We start from the raw sequence: 18,167 nt of genomic DNA on the forward strand, positions 1-18,167 counted from the left end.
TTATTTGGTGGCTAAGTTAATTATACAATCTTCCTATAAAATTTAATAAAATTATGAAGGACTCAAAAATAATACATGAAAATAAGTGCATAGATTATATAAAGTCTTTTAAATTAAGAAGGACAGTCAGTATTTATATAAATAATAATTTAAAAACACCAGTGACATATGGCTTATTTAAACCTAAAATAATTCTCCAGTCATATATACTAGATGATGAAGAGTTATTAAAGTATGTTATGATGCATGAGCTGACACATATAAAAAAATTTCATATCTTATTTAATCATATAGTAAATATTGTAGCTTGTGTATTCTGGTGTAATCCACTACTTATTGTAAGTTTGAAATATCTAGAGCAAGATATCGAAATCTTTACAGACAAAGAGGTCATTTCAAGATTGGGAGATACTTTAGAATCAAGAAAAGGCTACTGTAAGTCAATGTTTCAACTTATGAGCAATTCAGTAAAAAGAGATGAAGTAACTTTAAAATTGAATCCAAATTTAGAAAGGATGATTATAATGAAAAATTACAAAAAAACAATACTAGGCTCATTTATATTCGCTTTAACATTTCTTTTTAGCATACCAGTTTTTGCTAGTGTAGTTAAATTAGAGAAAGATAGGATAGAAGTTATTGGAACAGAAGTAGAGTTTCAAAGTGTTGACAATTCTGATGGAAGAATTCATATTATAAGTGAAGAAGAATATAGTAAACTAAAATTAAATGACATATATACAGCACAATTAAAATCTGTAAATGTAAATAATAATTTAAGACTTGGAAAATTAGAATATACTAATTATTTATTTGATAACTCAAACTGGGGAGGAACAAATTATAACGGATTTACTATTAAATTGTCTGGACTAAACTGCAATGGTGGAATTAAATACACTATCATTATTATAGAAAGTAATAAAGTGGTATATGAAAAAGAATTTAATGATAACGTTATAATTAAAATGAAGACTTTAGAGGATTGCAAATATGAGGTGTTAATTAGTAACAAGTCAACTAATTCTTTGACTGGAAGAATTAGCATAAAATCATATACAAGGTAATAACCTTGAACCTATATGGTAAGCCATTAATTACTTATAATTATTATGCTAACTAAAATTTTAAGTAATTAATATAATTGTATATAAAAGAGAACAAGTAGGTGTTAAAATTTAATTTACTTATATATTAGTATATAAACATTTAATTTTGTTCGTTATTAAAAAAGGAGGATTATTATGAACAAAAAGTTAAGATTAGTAACAATATTATCATTGGTTCTTGTAATGATATTTACAACCGTACAAGCAATTAGTGCTGACGAAATCGAAAGAAGAGAAGAAATTGATTTTTCTCCAATCGTGAATCAAATAATCAATGATTATGAAGACCTATATAAGTTAGAAAATTTTGAGTTTGAAACATTTTCATTCAAGTATAATAATGAAGATTATACTGGTATTAATGTGTATGTCGATATGACTTTAATTAAACATCCTAAAGATTTTGAATACTTTAAAGGTCTTAAAGATGGCGTTGAAAAACTTGATAATATAGAAAAGATGGAAATAGAAAAAGACATTAATGCACGTTTAGAAGAGATTGAAAAAGAATGCTATGGAGTAAGAGATCGTTCTACTTTTACTTATGCTGTTAAAACATCTGATTTATCTAATAAATATACAGTTAAATACAGCATGAACCCATTGGATAAGTTCTATTATAGAGTAGATGCAGATGAAGTAACACTTTATAGTGCGAACAATCTTGTTAAGCCTAATACTGAAAAAGACTATAATAATGGGCTAATGGAAACTAAAAATATGCTAGAAAAATTACAAGTACAAAAAATTAAATCTATATCTAGAAGGAGAACGTACTACGACAGGATAGCTGCAAGAAACTGGGCATTAGACAATGCATATTCAGAGCAAGAATTTCCTTCTAGCGAAGTTAATGGATCAGATTGTGCTAATTTTGTATCAAAAGCTTTAAATGAAGGAGGAATACCTGAAGATAGAAGTGGCGATTGGTATAGAGCAAGTCATTGGGGTGGATGGCCTGGAATTAATTGGTTTAGAACAGGTCATAATAATAACGGAGGAGTTGTTCCTTATATGGTTGATAACGGATATTTCTATAGAGAAAGAGATGAATCGAGTATAAGTGCTGGTTGCATTATGAATTGGTTAGATACATCTCATGTAGCTCTAGTAACATATGGGGATTCTGTTACTATAAAATATACTGAGCATGGTAGAAGAGCATCAAGAAATACTGTTTACAGACCAGATTCTATAAATGTTTCATTCTACAATTACTATTAATAATGCGCGTGGTAAATATGAACAAGAAAAAAATATTATTATTAACAACATTATTAATTTTTACACTTTCATTATTTGCTTGCAATAAAGATGTATCAAATAATGAAAAGGGTGATTCTAAGGAAAGCGTAGTTAAAACTTACAAATTTTTAAAAGTAAATGAAACAGAGATAGAAGCACAAGAAGTTATACTTTTAAATTACTTCTTAGAAGAAGATAAAAAGGAACTAGAAAGGTTAGAAATACCTGAAGATGAATATCCAGGTGGTTTTTATTATAAGGAATTAGATAATAAGGATATGCTAAAAGTTGATGAAAATACAAAAATAACGATTATTGATAACGCAGAGAAATATTCAAAGGATATTGGTGAAGACAGGAAATATACTTTTGAAAGTTTTAAGGATTTTGCTTCCTTATTTAAAACAAACGAGGATTTAGCAAATAGAATTTATATTGCTGAAACAAAAGATGGTAAAGTAATAAAAGCAGAGGAAAAACTTACAAATTAGTTTTTGCTCAAATATGATCGGAAAACATTTTAAAGGCGATTAGAATTATTTCTAGTCGCCTTTTATATTTATTCTTTAGGAAGATTGTATAATTAACTTAGCCACCAAATAAAAAAATCATGTGTACATATGGTATAGTATTAGTAACAAACAAAAAAACAACTATACGGAGGTACACATGACTCATATAAATTATACCATAGAATTTACAGAACGCAAGAAAAATTCACATCTATCACTACATGAAATGTCATTAATACAGGCATGGAAAATAGATGGACATAGCAACAGAGAGATAGCAAGAAGGCTAAATAGAGCCCCGCAGACAATAAACAACGCAATAAAGAAAGGCACAGTAAAGCAAAAGAGAATAATAAAAAGTAATAACAAAACATATACTTACTACGATGAAAAATACTTTGCCTTAACTAATTATGAGGTATATATAAACAATAGATCTTCTTGCGGAAGAAGACCAAAATATATAGATATAGTCGAATTTCTTAAATGGGCAGACAATAAAATGTTAAAAGATAAATGGTCTCCAGATGTATGTGTTGGATACGCAAAAGCAAATAGACTCTTTCCATCATCAGAAATACCATCAACAAAAAGCCTCTACAACTGGATAAATAAGTCACTAATGAAAACAAAAAATATAGATCTACTAGAAAAAGTAAAGAGAAAAAACAAAAATAGCACAAGAAGAACAAGACAAAACAAGAAAAAGCTTGGCATATCCATAGAAGAAAGACCAGATAAAATACAAACAAGAGAAGAATTCGGCCACTGGGAAATAGATACAGTTATAGGTAAAAAGAAAAAGACAGATCCAGTACTACTTACATTAGTAGAAAGAAAAACAAGATATGAAAAGCTGATAAAAATACATGGAAAAACACCCGATGCAGTAGACATTGGACTTAAATTCTTAAAAGATAATGCGCAGTTAAACAAAGAAATATTTAAAAGTATAACATCAGATAATGGTTCAGAATTTTCAAGCTTATCAGAATTAGCAGAATATGTAGATATATATTTTTGTCATCCATATACATCATGGGAAAGAGGAACTAGTGAATGTCAACATAAATTAATACGAAGATTTATACAAAAAGGCACATCAATAGAAGAAGTATCAAAAGAAAAAATATACAGAATAAACGAGTGGATGAATAATTTGCCAAGAAAAATCTTTAATTACAAAACTGCAAAAGAAGAGTTCATAAAGGAAATAAAACAGCTTAAAAGTATCTAGTTTAATAAAAATAAATACTTTTAAGCTATACTATACATTTAGTCTATATGATGTCTGGGTGGCTAACTTATTGTTGCAATTTATATATTTATTCTTTATTATTCTTCTGAAAAATTATCGAAGTAGCCTTTTATATAGACAACAGGAGTTCCTTTATCGCCGCTACCGCTTGTTAGATCACATAAGGAGCCTATAAGGTCTGTTAATTGTCTTGGTGTTGTTCCTTGTGACTCCATCGAGCCAACCAGATTACTGTCTTTATTGTGAATCTTTTCCTTAATTGCTTCTTCTAGCTCTTCTCCTTTTAATTCTGCAAAGCTATTGTCAGCGATGTACTTAAGTTTTATTTCGTTTGGCGTACCTTTTAAGCCATCTGTAAAAGCAGGGGAGACAACTGGGTCAGCTAGTTCCCATATCTTACCAACTGGATCTTTGAAAGCACCATCACCATAAACAAGGACTTCAATTTTTTTGCCAGTCTTTTCTAGAATTTTATCTTGAATAGCGTAAACGATTTTTTCGCAATCTCTTGGGAATAGTTTTATCTTGTTTTCTGTAGATTTGTTTGAGCCAAGTAGACCATATTTTTCGTTAAAGCCTGAACCGTCAATGGATGTATCAAGTATTTCAGATAGACAGAATATCTTTTCTGCGCCTGCTTTTTTAAGCTTTTCTTTAGTTCTGACGCGAGTGTGTATACTGCATACTAAGATGTTTTTAGTGTATTTCAGTACATTTCTTTCGTTATTGCCAAATAGCATAACTGCTTCAGCACCTGCTTCTTCAATTATTTCCTTGTAGTATTCAATATAGTCAACATTAGTAAATATGTGTTTTGTATTTGGAAAGCATTTCTTGAATTCTTTTTCTTCAACTATCTCACCATAAGGATTGATGTCAAAGTTATCTAGTTCATCTGGGTCGCATAGGTGGTTACCAACTTCGTCATGAGGGTAGCTAAATAAGACATATACTTTTTTGAAAGCTTTAGCAATACCTTTTAAGCAAATTGCAAATCTGTTTCTACTCATGATAGGATGTATTAAGGCAACCTCATCGCAGTTAAATTTGTTTTTTACGTCATGAGTTATGTCATCAACTGTTGCAAAGTTATTCATAGACTTAGCAACTATCGATTCAGTTAAGCCAACGACGTCTCTGTCATTAATTTTAAAATTACCGGCTTCGCTTGCTTTTAATATAGTGTCAACAGTGATGTCAACAATATCATCGCCAGCTTTTATTATAGGGCATCTCAAGCCCATTACATTTGTACCAATATATCTTTTCATCTTGATCTCCTTTGGAAATTTCTTATTTTTCTATCTGTTATAAGGACAGGAACTTTCATATCGTACCTGCTAATAATAACTCTATATACATATAGCTCCTCAAAATTGATAGCGACAATCTTAGTTCTCTTATCAAGTGAGGCTAAGAATCTGTCGTAATAACCGCCGCCGTAGCCCATCCTGAAGCCTCTGTGGTCAAAGGCAACACCGGGAACTATGACTAGGTCAAGTTTATTTCTATCAAAATTTTCTTTCTTCTCTGGTTCTAGTATACCATAAGTAGATGGTTTTAGTTCATCAAAATTTGTAATTTCTTGTAAAAAAAGACTTCTGTCTTCTTTGATTGATATAGGTAATATGATTCTCTTGCCATTAGCAAGTGAAGTCTTGATAAAATCGTGAGTATTAACCTCGGTATCAAAGCTAGCAAAGGCCATGATATTAGTAGCGTTCTTATACTCGTGAGTTGCCATCAGCTTATCGATTATTATCTTTGACTTATTAAGTCTATCTTCTTCGGAGATATTTTTTCTTGTCTCTAAGAGCTGAGATCTTAGTGTTTTCTTGTTCAAAGAAATTCCCCCTTTATTTTTTAAGCATTTTGTATTATAATATATATGTATATTCTACCACAAAACGATTATAAATGACAAGAGGTGTTATATTTTTGATTAGATTAGAAAACGTAAGTAAAAAATATGGCGAAGTTCTTGCTCTTAATGATATAAACATACACATCAAACCGGGTGAGTTTGTATTTTTGATAGGACCATCTGGGGCAGGCAAGTCAACTTTGACAAAATTAATATTGAAAGAAATTAGGCCCACGAGCGGCAAGATATATTTGAACAATGAAGACATAACTGATGTTAGTAACAGAAAGATTCCATATATCAGAAGGTATATAGGAGTTGTTTTTCAAGACTTTAGACTTTTACCTAACAAGACTGTTTATGAAAACGTTGCTTTTGCTATGGAGATTATCGGCAAGAAGCCTAGAGAGATTAGAAGAAGTGTGCCTATTATACTAAGCATGGTTGGTCTAAGTGATAAGGCAAAGTCTTATCCCCATCAACTTTCAGGAGGCGAGTGCCAAAGGACTGCTATTGCCAGAGCTTTAGTAAATAAGCCAGATGTTATCATTGCGGACGAGCCAACAGGTAACCTCGACTCAGATACTGCATGGGAAATAATGAACCTATTGCAAGATATCAACAATAGAGGCACAACCATAGTCATGGCAACGCATGCGAAGAACATCGTTGACGAGATGAAAAAGAGAGTAATCACTTTAAACCACGGTAATGTTATAAGTGATGTTTATGAAGGTGGGTACTACTGTGAAATTTAGAGAGATAATAAATATAATTAAAGATGGATTTAAAGGGATAGCAAGGCACTTCAACATGGCCTTAGCAGCAATAGTATCGATACTTTCGGTTTTGTTAATACTTTCAACTGTATTGATTATAGTTTTAAGTGTTAATAAAGTTGTTGGTGACACTAAAGAAAAGATAAATGAAGTAAAGGTCTTTTTACTAGATGGCGTTGATGATGATGGCATTAAGGACATGGAGGAAAAGATCAAGGATATAGATGAAGTTAAAGAAGTTAAATTTATCTCCAAAGATGAAGGCCTAGAAAGCATGTTTGAACAATGGGAAAATAAGAGCTACTTACTTGAAGAATACAAGGAAGATAATCCACTACCAAATGCGTTCAAGATTCATGTTAATGATATAGAAAAGATAAATGATGTTGCTGGAGAGATCAAGATGATGCCAGGCGTTGAAGATGTAAGGTATTTATCTGATGAAGTAATACATTTACTAAAAATATCTAAGTATATGCAGATAGGCGGTTTTGGTTTAATCATAGCTTTAATATTCATCTCAATATTTTTAATATCAAATACTATAAGATTATCCATAAGCTCAAGAAAGAAAGAAATTGAGATTATGAAGTATGTTGGAGCAACTAACGGCTACATCACTGGCCCATATGTATTCGAGGGTATAATGATAGGCCTAATTGCAGCGCTTATCGCAATACTATGTGTAAAATTTGGCTACTCATATGTATACGATTATCTAGCTGGATCAAAAAATGGAATGCTTAGTGATGCCTTAGTTAGCCCAGAGAATATTATTACAGACTTTAGTATTATATTTGTGACATTAGGAGTTGGAATTGGTATGCTTGGTAGCATCAGTTCACTTAAGAAGTTATTGAAGGTATAGGTGATTATTTGTTTAATAAGAAGAGATTGATAATTGTTTTATTAATATTAGCCTTAAGTTTTCAAACTGTGTTTGCTGCAGGAAAGCTAAAAAACAAGAAGAAAAATGTTGACAAGAAGATAAAGGACACTAAAACTGAGATAAACACGAAACAAAAAGAATCTACAAACGTTTATAACAATATAGTTAAGTATGGAAATAGTATTTCATCTTTAAACTCGAGTATAGATAGTCTGAACAACGCTATTAAAAATACTGATAATAAGATAGCTCAAAAGACTATTGAGCTTGATGATGCTCAAAAAAGACTAAAAGAAAATGATGCTTTGTTTAGAAAGAGACTAAGAAGTATGTATATGAATAGTGATGATAATTATGTTACAGTACTTCTTTCATCTAAATCTTTGGATGATTATCTTTCCAAGAAAAACATGGTTCAAAAGATGGCCAAGAGAGATCAAGATCTCATCGCAAGCATTGAAGGCGAAGTTGATAACATTGTTAAGATAAAATCTTCACTAGAAAGCTTAAAGAACACTCAAGTTGAGAACAAAAACAAACTAGCTAGTCAAAAAGATGAAGTATCCAAGTTAAAATCAGAACAAGAAAAACAATTTTCAATATTAAAAAATGATATAGAAAAGGCAAAAAAGAGTCTGGCAAAACTCGAGCAAGACTCTAAGAATCTTGGTGCGCAAATACTTAAGCTTCAATCGAACACTCAAAAGTTTGTAGGCGGTAAGCTTGGCTGGCCACTACCTGGTCATACTAGAATTAGTTCAGGCTATGGATATAGAAATCATCCTATATTTAAGATAAAAAGATTACACACCGGTATTGACATACCTGCTCCAACAGGTACAAATATCGTTGCAGCAGCAGATGGCACAGTAATTTTCTCTGGCAAATATGCTGGCTATGGCAACCTAATACTAGTTGACCATGGAGGAAAGATAGTTACTGGCTACGGACACTGCTCGAGATTATTAAAGAGTAAGGGAGCGAAAGTTAAAAAAGGTCAAGCAATAGCCAAAGTTGGATCAACTGGCTTCTCAACTGCTCCGCACTTACATTTTGAAGTAAGAAAGAACGGTAATTTCACAAACCCAATAAATTGGCTTAGATAACGGAGGATAAAATGAAATTAAAGAAAGTATTAATAACTATATTGGTCCTAGCTTTATTCTTTACTAGTAATCTTATTTCGTACAATATAGGCAATTCAAAGAGCAAAGGTGTTGATTCGACAATCATTGCCAAAAAAGAGGATAACGAAAAGACGGATAAAAAACTTGATGACGAATATGTTTTAGAGAGAATAAATGAAGTTAAGAGTATGATTGACAAAAATTACTATAAGAAGGCTGATGATTACGACGTTCTTATGGGCATGCTTAAAGGCGCTGTAAGTAGTTTAAACGATCCATACTCATACTACATGACTGAAGATGAATATAAAAAGTTTAATGAAGAGACTGACGGCGAGTTCGCTGGCCTTGGTATATACGTAAGTGGGTCAATTGATGACAACTTAATAACTATAGTTTCACCAATGAAGGGCACACCAGCTGATAGAGCGGGCTTAAAGACTGATGATAAGATCATAAAGATTAACGGAGAAGACTTTACTGCTGATAAGATGGATGACGCTGTAAAGATTATGAGAGGTAAGCCTGGTGAAAAGGTTAAAATAACTATATTAAGAAGAGATAAAAATGGTAAAGCACAGTTCTTAGACTTTGATATTGTTAGAGAAATAATTAAAGTGCAAACTGTTTCATCAAAGCTTTTAAAAGATAATATTGGCTATATAAGCATATCAGGTTTTGATACACCAACATATAATGACTTCGATAAGCAATATAAAGAGCTTAAGAAGCAAGGTATGACTAAGCTAATACTAGATTTAAGAAACAATCCAGGTGGACTCTTAACAACATCAACACAAGTAGTTAATACTTTTCTTGATGGCGGCTTAATCATGTACACACTTGATAAGCAAAACAATAAAGAAACGATAAACGCTACTAAAGGCGCAGACGATATCAAGATAGTTGTTCTTGTCAACAAGGGATCTGCATCAGCTTCAGAAATAGTTGCTGGCGCGCTTAAAGATAGAAAGAGAGCAACTATAGTTGGTACACAAACCTTTGGTAAGGGCATAGTACAAACTGTATATAATATGCCAGATGGAGAAGGCCTAAAACTTACAACGAGCGCTTATTATACACCTAGCGGAGTTAATATACATGGCAAGGGCATAGCACCAGATGTAAAAGTAGAATTAAATGAAGAAGTAAAAACTATATCTATAGATAATCTTGACAAAGACAATCAAATACAAAAAGCTATAGAAATATTAAATAAATAGGAGAATTAAAATGGCAAAAGATTTTGAATACGAAATACTAGAACAATTAGGAGAATTTTCTAACAATGGAAGAGGTATGGTTAAAGAGGTAAACGTTATTTCATGGAACGGTGCCGATGGCAAAGTTGACATTAGAAACTGGAGAGAAGACCACAGCAGGATGGGTAAGGGCATATCCCTAACACATGCTGAAGCTAGAAAGTTAAGAGATTTATTAAACGATATAGACTTAGGTTCGGATGATGAATCTAATGAAGACGAAGAAATATAATTTATTTAGATGAGAAAAAATATATCTTTATTACTTATATTTATCTCGATACTTGCACTAAGCGCTTGCACTAATGGACCACTATTCATCAAGGATAGTGATAAGCGCTATGGTTTTGACGACCTTGACGCTCCTATAAATGAAGGAGAAGAGATTGAATTAAGTGAAAATAAAGAAATTCCTTTTGTGCTTAGAAAGATTAATTATTTAAAGGATCTTGAAGTGCAAAATGATAGAGTAGAAATTGACAAAAACGATAGTTCATTATTAAGCATGGTTATTAAGCCATGCTTAACTGACGATATAGAGCTTTCGTCTCTAGTATACAAGAACGGAAAGTTTCATATATTACTTAATTCTAAGAAAGACTCGAACAATGTTTGCACGCCATATATAAGTATTAAGCTGCTTAATAAACTTCCTGATGATATAGAAGCGGATGATTTTGTTATTGACAAAAGTGGTATTAAGAATATCGATATAAAGTACACTAAGGACAATGCAATCAACTATGTTAAGCAAAAATATAAGCTTATTGCGAACTTACCTGATTCAGCTGAATTAATTTATACAGACAGGTCCATTTGGCAGATTAAATATAAATTTGTTTATGAAAAGGATGATCATGAGCACCCTATAAAAAATTTAAAAATAAATTTTGATGCGAATGAGGGTAAAGTTCTTTCACTTGATGAAGAAATTATTTCAAAGTTTATTGACAATGGTAATGTCTTTAAGCTTAATACAGATAAAGCTATATACTATAATAAAAAAGACGATGAACTTAACAATATTTATATCTATGATATAGCTAGCAGACGCTCTAAGAAGATATTGTCTTTTAGTGGCGATATTAAGTCTATATACAAGAAGAATGAAAATGATGACATAATTATCAACTTTAAAGACAAGTCATCGGCTTTAAGCAGTGCTATTTACAATGAAGCAAGAGATGAAATAAAGTTTATAGATTATAAAGATGATTTAAACATAATTGACGCAAATTTTAAGAGCGATGATTCACTACTTGCAATAAGTAAAGGCGAGGCTAATATGACTACTCTATACGAAGTGGATATAAATGACGATAGCTATATAGACTTATTCAGTGCTGAGGATAATATAATAAGAGCCTCTTATATCAACGGCTTCTATGTATACTTATCAAAGTATGATATTAATCAAATGCTATATATCACGAGAGACTTTGAAGATTATGACTTCATTGATGAAGTAGAAAACTATTATTATGCTGATGATAACTCCTTTGTATATAGAAGCGATAATAAGATTGAAGGCACGAGTCTTTATATTTACAACTTAAGTGAAAGATTTTACAAGATGATAATTAAGGGCGATTACTCTTACATCAAAAAGATAGATGAAGAATATGTTTTAGCAAAAAAAGATATAAATCTTGAGTCATATGATTTATTATTATGCAAATTGGATAATAATCTTAAAGAGGAAGTTCTTTTTGAAAATGTAGATAACTTAAGTTTATATTTGACTAATGATTTAAAGAAGCTATATAAAAGTACAAAGGTTATTGATAAGAATTATACGAAGAACATTATTTATGAGATAGATATTAGTAAAGGTGATGCATAGTGAAATTCAAATTAAAGTCTGATTATATTCCTACAGGAGATCAACCAAAGGCAATAGAATCACTATCTGAAGGAATTAATAAAGGCTATAGGGATCAAGTTTTGCTAGGCGTAACAGGCTCTGGTAAAACTTTTACTATGGCAAATATAATTAAAGAGACACAAAGACCAGCATTAGTCATCGCACACAACAAGACTCTTGCGTATCAGTTATATAGCGAGTTTAAGGAGTTCTTTCCAGAAAATTCTGTTGAGTTCTTTATAAGTTACTACGACTACTATCAACCAGAGGCTTATGTAGCTGCAACTGACACATACATCGCTAAGGACAGTCAGATCAATGATGATATAGATGAGCTAAGGCACTCGGCTACAGCAGCTTTATTTGAAAGAAAAGATGTAATCATTGTTGCCTCTGTTTCTTGTATATATGGACTAGGTGACCCTATTGATTATGAAAAGCTGATGGTATCACTTAGACCTGAGATGCAAATCTCAAGAGATGATGTAATTAAAAAATTAATTAGCATACAATATGTCAGAAATGATATAAACTTCATCAGAGGCACATTTAGAGTTAGGGGAGATATACTAGACATATTCCCAGCATCTGAAAAGACAAATGCATTTAGAATTGAATTCTTTGGAGATGAGATTGATAAGATACTTGAAATTGATTCATTGACTGGCGAAGTCATTGGCACTAGAGTGCATGTATCCATCTTCCCGGCGTCTCACTATGCGACAACTGATGACAAAGTTAAAAAAGCTATTGAAAGCATTAAGCTTGAGCTCGATGATAGGCTTAAGTGGCTACACGAGCAAGGCAAACTAGTTGAGGAACAAAGACTTAAAGAGAGAACTAATTATGATTTGGAGATGCTTAATGAGATAGGTTTTTGCTCGGGTATAGAAAACTATTCTAGGCACTTATCACAAAGACTGCCAGGATCAAGACCATATACCTTGATAGACTACTTTCCAAAGGACTTTATAACCTTTATAGATGAGTCACATGTAAGCGTACCGCAAATCAGAGCGATGTACGAGGGCGATAGGTCTAGAAAGACATCGCTTGTGGACTATGGATTTAGACTACCAAGCGCTCTTGACAATAGGCCCTTGAAATTCGCTGAGTTTGAAGCTATGATGAATCAAGTTATATATGTGAGCGCGACACCTGCTCACTATGAGCTAGAACGCTCTAAAAATACTGTAGAGCAAGTTATTAGGCCAACTGGTCTACTAGACCCAGTGATTGAAGTAAGACCTACTAAGGGTCAAATAGATGACTTGATTAAGGAAATTAGAATCAGATCTAAAAAAGACGAAAGAGTCTTAATCACAACGCTTACTAAGAAGATGGCTGAGGACTTAACTAAGTATCTTGATCAATTAGGTATCAATGTTACTTATATGCACTCAGATGTCACAGCAATAGACAGAATGCAGATTATAAAGGATTTAAGAGAGAAAAAGTTTGACTGCTTGGTCGGAATAAATCTTCTAAGAGAAGGACTTGACTTACCAGAAGTTTCTTTAGTAGCAATACTAGATGCAGATAAAGAAGGTTTTTTACGTAGTGAAACATCTTTGGTTCAAACAGCTGGTAGAACAGCTAGAAACTCTAATGGACTAGTTATTATGTACGCAGATACTATAACTAAATCTATGGAGAGCGCTATTAATGAAACAGCTAGAAGAAGAAAGATACAGATTAAGTACAATGAAGACAATAATATAACGCCTATGACTATTAAAAAATCCATTAGAGATGTTATTGAAGTAACTAAGGCGATGGATGAGGGCGAAAAGTACACTTATAGCGCAAAGGGCGTTCAAGATAAGATTAAGAAACTTACGACAAAGATGAATAAGGCGGCAAAGGATTTAAACTTCGAAGAAGCTGCTAAATATAGAGATATGATAGAAGAATTGAAGAAGGAGGAATTATTCATTGGAGAATAAAATAGTTATTAGAGGTGCCAATGAAAATAATTTAAAAAACTTAGATATAGATATACCTAGAAATAAATTTGTGGTTATAACAGGACTATCAGGTTCGGGGAAGTCTTCACTTGCTTTTGACACAATATATGCTGAAGGTCAAAGAAGGTATGTGGAGAGCCTTTCGAGCTATGCTAGAATGTTCTTAGGAAACACTACTAAGCCAAATGTTGAGTTTATTAGCGGCCTAAGTCCATCTATATCCATAGACCAAAAGACTACAAGCAATAACCCGAGATCAACAGTAGGAACAGTTACAGAAGTTTATGATTATCTAAGACTTTTATATGCAAGAATTGGCCAAATCTATTGCCCAAGCTGTGGTAAGAAGATTACATCACAAACCATTGATCAGATAGCTGATATAATCATGAGCCACGAAGAAGGACAAAAGATTTATGTCTTAGCACCTATTGTTAGAGGACAAAAGGGGCAACATAAAAAAGTTATTGAGCAAATTCAAAAAGACGGCTTTGTTAGATATATATTAGATGGCGAAATGCATGATATTACAGATAAAGTAGATATAGACAAGAACAAGAAACACGATATTGACATCGTTATCGATAGGCTTGTGATTAAAGATGGTATATTATCAAGACTAACTGGCTCACTTGAGACTGCAGTTCATTATTCGAATGGACTTGTTAAGATAAATTATTTAGACTTATATGAGAAATCTTATTCAACAAAATATGCCTGTATTGATTGCGGTATATCATTTGATGAGCTATCTACAAGATTGTTTTCATTCAACAGTCCTTTTGGTATGTGTGAAAGATGTAACGGACTAGGCTACTTTAGAAGCATTGACAGGGATTTAGTTATACCTGACTATTCACTTTCACTTGAAGAAGGAGTCATAGAGCCATTTAAAAATTCAAAGAAGGGCACTTATTATTATAAGATATTTAAATTTATATTAGATAAATATGACTTTAAAGAAGACCAGCCATTCTCAGAGGCACCTAAGAAAATGATAGATGATTTACTTAATGGTACTGACTACAATGTAAGGTTTAAGTACAATTCATTATTCACAAAAACATCTAGAGAATTTAATAAGAAGTGGCCGGGTATACTCTCTGTAATGATGGACAGGCTTACAAGCTCTATGTCCCAAGCGGTTAGAGATAACACTGAAGAGTATGTTGAAGAGATTGAATGCCCTGAGTGTCATGGTGCAAGACTAAAAAAGGAAGCACTTGCTGTTAGGGTAGGCGATTTAAATATTTATGAATTTACTCAGTTAAGTATAAAAGACGAACTTGATTATATAAATAATTTAAAGCTAAATAAAACGGAAGAAAAGATTGCTGAACAAATCTTGATTGAGATAAAGAAGAGATTATCATTCTTGATAACTGTAGGACTTGATTACTTAAATCTATCCAGAATGGCGAAGACGCTATCTGGTGGTGAAGCTCAAAGAATTAGGCTTGCTACACAGATAGGCTCTGCTCTAGTGGGCGTTATATACGTTTTAGACGAACCATCCATAGGTTTACATCAAAGAGACAATTTAAAGTTAATACAAGCGCTTAAGGAGCTAACAGATGCAGGCAACACCTTACTTGTAGTAGAACATGACGAAGAGATTATGCACCATTGCGACGAGATCATAGATATTGGTCCTGGAGCGGGTATACATGGTGGACATCTTGTTGTTCAAGGCAATATCAATAAAGTTATGAAATGTAAAAAATCCATCACAGGCGACTATTTATCTGGAAGAAAGAAAATTCCTCTTAAGGATGAGTATAGAAAGACTGATAAAGATAATGTTTTGAGGGTCATAGGAGCAAGCGAAAACAATCTTAAAAACATAGACGTAGAAGTGCCTCTAAGTGAATTTGTAACAGTAACGGGTGTTTCTGGTTCAGGAAAGTCAACTTTAGTTAATGAAATTATTTATAAATCACTAGCACAAAAGATTAATAAATCAAAATATAAACCTGGTAAGAGAAAAGCTGTTGAAGGCATTGAAAATATTGACAAGGTAGTAGTAATTGATCAAAGCCCAATAGGTAGAACGCCTAGATCAAATCCAGCGACATACACTGGCACATTTGATCTAATCAGAGATGTCTTTGCTATGACGCAAGAGGCTAAGATGAGAGGCTATCAAAAAGGAAGATTCTCTTTCAATGTTAAAGGCGGTCGCTGCGAAGCATGTAAGGGTGATGGTATATTAAAGGTTGAAATGCATTTCTTGCCAGATGTATATGTACCATGTGAGGTATGTAAAGGAAAGAGATACAATAGAGAGACGCTTGAAGTTAAGTTTAAGGACAAAACTATTGCCGATGTACTTGACATGACAGTTGAGGAAGGACTAAAGTTTTTTGAAAATCAACCGCGTATAGCAAGAAAACTACAAACGCTTTATGATGTAGGTCTTGGATATATAAAGATTGGTCAAAGCTCAACAGAGCTATCGGGTGGCGAGGCACAAAGAGTTAAGCTTGCAACAGAACTTTCTAAAAAGTCAACTGGAAGAACCATATATATACTTGATGAGCCAACTACTGGACTTCATTCGCATGACGTTGCAAAGCTTATAAAGGTACTAAACACACTTGTTGATCAAAACAACTCAGTCTTAGTCATAGAACACAATCTTGATGTTATTAAACAATCAGACTACATCATAGACCTTGGTCCAGAAGGCGGAGACATGGGCGGAACCATAGTTGCCACAGGAACACCTATAGAAGTAGCTAAGAACAAAAAATCATATACAGGAAAGTTTTTGAGAGAAATATTTGAAAAGGAAGGAAAGCTTTAATTGATTAAAAGCATGACATTTCGGGTATATTTTATATACGGAGGTAAATATGAAAAGGAGCTTTCTTAAAAAATTTATAATATTATTTATAGTTCAAATACTTTTCCTACAAGGCTTTACTGCAAAAGCAATCTCAAAGCCTGATTATGGATTTGTACTTGATAATGCAAATATTATCTCTCAAGATACTATTGATCATATCAATGAAATGAATTTTAAAATGAAAGACTATGGAAGTCAAGTTGCTGTACTAACAATTAATGACTTAGGCGGCACGGATATAGAATCATTTTCTAATAAAGTATTTAGAGATTGGGGCATAGGGGATAAGAAAAAGAACAACGGAGTACTTTTATTAGTAAGCCTTAATGATAGACAGGTAAGGTTTGAAGTAGGTTATGGGCTTGAAGGCGCAATAAATGATGCTAAAGCAGGAAGAATAATAAGAAATGTAATAAAACCAAATTTTCAAGCAGAAGATTATGATAAAGGTATTAGAGATGCGTTCGATAGCGTAATTTATTACATCGGAGAAGAGTACAATGTAAAGTTTGAAGAAATAGACGTAAATGAATTAGGACTTGAAAATGATTTATCTATAAGCCCAGTAATGATAATATTATTAATATTTTTATTTATTATGATTACATCTAGGCTTAATAGATCAAGATATATCTACGGCAGAAGAGGAAGAATGTATAGACGTAGACGTAGAAATATATTTTTCGATGACGATGATCCATTCGGTGGCTTTTTCGGAGGCTCTGGTGGTTCAGGCGGATTTGGTGGCTTCGGCGGATCAGGTGGCGGCAGCTTTGGCGGCGGTTCATCTGGAGGCGGCGGAGCATCAGGATCTTGGTAAATAAATTTTAAATAAAGGAGATAAAGAAATGGAAGAAAAAAGACAAAGAAGAGGTAGGTTTTCACCACTTTTAATTATACTAGTAATAGTAATTGCATTAGGTGCATTAGTAGCATCTAAGTACAACGGCCTAGTTAACAGACAAGAGAACGTTAATAAGACATGGGCAGAAGTTCAAACTCAATATCAAAGAAGAGCAGACCTAATACCAAACTTAGTTGAAACAGTAAAGGGTTATGCTAAACATGAAGAAGAAACACTTGAAAATATTGCTAAACTTAGAAGCGGTTATACTGAAGCAAAAACACCTGAAGACTATGAAGAGCTTGATACAGAACTAGCTAAAAATATTAACATAGTTGTAGAAAACTATCCAGATTTAAAAGCTAATGAAAACTTCTTAAGTTTACAAGATGAATTAGCAGGAACTGAAAACAGGATAGCAGTTGCAAGACGTGACTTTAATAACGAAGCAACTGAATTCAATAAATCAGTTAGGACATTCCCTAACAATATCTTTGCATCGATTCTTGGCTTTGATAAATTTGAAACATTTAAAGCTCAAGACGGAGCAGAGAACGCACCAAGCGTTGATTTTGGTAAATAATATAATTAAAAGTCAA

16 protein-coding genes are annotated in these 18,167 nt (G+C 32.6%); 14 read left to right on the forward strand and 2 right to left on the reverse strand.

What is annotated here, in order from left to right:
* Positions 1 to 53: 53 nt before the first annotated feature.
* The 4 genes from BN3004_RS06130 (at position 54) to BN3004_RS06145 (ending at position 4,103) form a co-directional block, all read left to right on the forward strand.
* Positions 54 to 1,067 (forward strand): M56 family metallopeptidase, encoded by a 1,014-nt coding sequence (locus tag BN3004_RS06130; RefSeq protein ID WP_058260319.1) that lies wholly within the window; start codon positions 54 to 56, stop codon positions 1,065 to 1,067.
* A 177-nt stretch (positions 1,068 to 1,244) separates the two neighbouring features.
* Positions 1,245 to 2,333 carry an amidase domain-containing protein gene (locus tag BN3004_RS06135; protein WP_058260320.1) on the forward strand — a complete coding sequence of 363 codons (1,089 nt, stop codon included), beginning with the start codon at positions 1,245 to 1,247 and terminating at the stop codon, positions 2,331 to 2,333.
* Positions 2,334 to 2,350: 17 nt separating this feature from the next.
* Complete coding sequence (locus BN3004_RS06140) at positions 2,351 to 2,845, forward strand: hypothetical protein (protein ID WP_058260321.1); 495 nt, start codon at positions 2,351 to 2,353, stop codon at positions 2,843 to 2,845.
* A 178-nt stretch (positions 2,846 to 3,023) separates the two neighbouring features.
* Complete coding sequence (locus tag BN3004_RS06145) at positions 3,024 to 4,103, forward strand: IS30 family transposase (protein ID WP_058259272.1); 1,080 nt, start codon at positions 3,024 to 3,026, stop codon at positions 4,101 to 4,103.
* Between the two features lie 98 nt (positions 4,104 to 4,201).
* Here BN3004_RS06145 and BN3004_RS06150 read toward each other — a convergent pair whose 3' ends face one another.
* Both BN3004_RS06150 and BN3004_RS06155 read right to left on the reverse strand, forming a co-directional pair.
* Positions 4,202 to 5,395 carry a coenzyme F420-0:L-glutamate ligase gene (locus BN3004_RS06150; protein ID WP_058260322.1) on the reverse strand — a complete coding sequence of 398 codons (1,194 nt, stop codon included), beginning with the start codon at positions 5,393 to 5,395 and terminating at the stop codon, positions 4,202 to 4,204.
* Positions 5,392 to 5,967: a 5-formyltetrahydrofolate cyclo-ligase gene (locus BN3004_RS06155; protein WP_058260323.1), complete on the reverse strand. Its 576-nt coding sequence runs from the start codon at positions 5,965 to 5,967 to the stop codon at positions 5,392 to 5,394. The genes BN3004_RS06150 and BN3004_RS06155 overlap by 4 nt, the downstream gene beginning before the upstream one ends.
* Before the next feature lie 95 nt (positions 5,968 to 6,062).
* On the opposite strand from BN3004_RS06155, the gene ftsE reads away from it, so the two are divergent.
* Genes ftsE through BN3004_RS06205 form a run of 10 tightly spaced genes read left to right on the forward strand, consistent with a single transcriptional unit; the run spans position 6,063 to position 18,151 of the window.
* Positions 6,063 to 6,746 (forward strand): cell division ATP-binding protein FtsE, encoded by a 684-nt coding sequence (ftsE, locus tag BN3004_RS06160; RefSeq protein ID WP_058260324.1) that lies wholly within the window; start codon positions 6,063 to 6,065, stop codon positions 6,744 to 6,746.
* Positions 6,736 to 7,635 (forward strand): permease-like cell division protein FtsX, encoded by a 900-nt coding sequence (ftsX, locus tag BN3004_RS06165; RefSeq protein ID WP_058260325.1) that lies wholly within the window; start codon positions 6,736 to 6,738, stop codon positions 7,633 to 7,635. Before ftsE ends, ftsX begins: the two co-directional genes overlap by 11 nt.
* A gap of 8 nt (positions 7,636 to 7,643) precedes the next feature.
* Entirely contained in the window at positions 7,644 to 8,762 is a 1,119-nt protein-coding gene (locus BN3004_RS06170) for a murein hydrolase activator EnvC family protein (RefSeq protein ID WP_058260326.1), read from the forward strand.
* Between the two features lie 11 nt (positions 8,763 to 8,773).
* Positions 8,774 to 10,006: a S41 family peptidase gene (locus tag BN3004_RS06175; protein WP_058260327.1), complete on the forward strand. Its 1,233-nt coding sequence runs from the start codon at positions 8,774 to 8,776 to the stop codon at positions 10,004 to 10,006.
* A 10-nt stretch (positions 10,007 to 10,016) separates the two neighbouring features.
* Positions 10,017 to 10,277 carry a YdbC family protein gene (locus BN3004_RS06180; RefSeq protein WP_058260328.1) on the forward strand — a complete coding sequence of 87 codons (261 nt, stop codon included), beginning with the start codon at positions 10,017 to 10,019 and terminating at the stop codon, positions 10,275 to 10,277.
* 9 nt (positions 10,278 to 10,286) lie between these two features.
* On the forward strand, positions 10,287 to 11,888 hold the full coding sequence (locus tag BN3004_RS06185) for a hypothetical protein (protein WP_058260329.1): 1,602 nt from the start codon (positions 10,287 to 10,289) through the stop codon (positions 11,886 to 11,888).
* Positions 11,885 to 13,855, forward strand: a complete 1,971-nt coding sequence (gene uvrB, locus BN3004_RS06190; RefSeq protein ID WP_058260330.1) for an excinuclease ABC subunit UvrB — start codon at positions 11,885 to 11,887, stop codon at positions 13,853 to 13,855. The genes BN3004_RS06185 and uvrB overlap by 4 nt, the downstream gene beginning before the upstream one ends.
* On the forward strand, positions 13,845 to 16,682 hold the full coding sequence (uvrA, locus tag BN3004_RS06195; RefSeq protein ID WP_058260331.1) for an excinuclease ABC subunit UvrA: 2,838 nt from the start codon (positions 13,845 to 13,847) through the stop codon (positions 16,680 to 16,682). The genes uvrB and uvrA overlap by 11 nt, the downstream gene beginning before the upstream one ends.
* 49 nt (positions 16,683 to 16,731) lie before the next feature.
* Positions 16,732 to 17,544 (forward strand): TPM domain-containing protein, encoded by an 813-nt coding sequence (locus tag BN3004_RS06200; RefSeq protein ID WP_058260332.1) that lies wholly within the window; start codon positions 16,732 to 16,734, stop codon positions 17,542 to 17,544.
* Positions 17,545 to 17,572: 28 nt separating this feature from the next.
* Positions 17,573 to 18,151 carry a LemA family protein gene (locus BN3004_RS06205; protein ID WP_058260333.1) on the forward strand — a complete coding sequence of 193 codons (579 nt, stop codon included), beginning with the start codon at positions 17,573 to 17,575 and terminating at the stop codon, positions 18,149 to 18,151.
* The last annotated feature ends 16 nt before the right edge of the window (positions 18,152 to 18,167 follow it).

Source organism: Fenollaria timonensis (genome assembly GCF_001457835.1).
Taxonomy (GTDB): domain Bacteria; phylum Bacillota; class Clostridia; order Tissierellales; family Peptoniphilaceae; genus Fenollaria; species Fenollaria timonensis.

Coding starts and splice junctions, on each gene's coding strand:
- BN3004_RS06185 (WP_058260329.1), top strand. CDS start 10,287: ATGAGAAAAAATATATCTTTATTACTTATATTTATCTCGATACTTGCA.
- BN3004_RS06205 (WP_058260333.1), top strand. CDS start 17,573: ATGGAAGAAAAAAGACAAAGAAGAGGTAGGTTTTCACCACTTTTAATT.
- BN3004_RS06150 (WP_058260322.1), bottom strand. CDS start 5,395: ATGAAAAGATATATTGGTACAAATGTAATGGGCTTGAGATGCCCTATA.
- BN3004_RS06180 (WP_058260328.1), top strand. CDS start 10,017: ATGGCAAAAGATTTTGAATACGAAATACTAGAACAATTAGGAGAATTT.
- BN3004_RS06130 (WP_058260319.1), top strand. CDS start 54: ATGAAGGACTCAAAAATAATACATGAAAATAAGTGCATAGATTATATA.
- BN3004_RS06135 (WP_058260320.1), top strand. CDS start 1,245: ATGAACAAAAAGTTAAGATTAGTAACAATATTATCATTGGTTCTTGTA.
- BN3004_RS06175 (WP_058260327.1), top strand. CDS start 8,774: ATGAAATTAAAGAAAGTATTAATAACTATATTGGTCCTAGCTTTATTC.
- BN3004_RS06140 (WP_058260321.1), top strand. CDS start 2,351: ATGAACAAGAAAAAAATATTATTATTAACAACATTATTAATTTTTACA.
- BN3004_RS06145 (WP_058259272.1), top strand. CDS start 3,024: ATGACTCATATAAATTATACCATAGAATTTACAGAACGCAAGAAAAAT.
- BN3004_RS06200 (WP_058260332.1), top strand. CDS start 16,732: ATGAAAAGGAGCTTTCTTAAAAAATTTATAATATTATTTATAGTTCAA.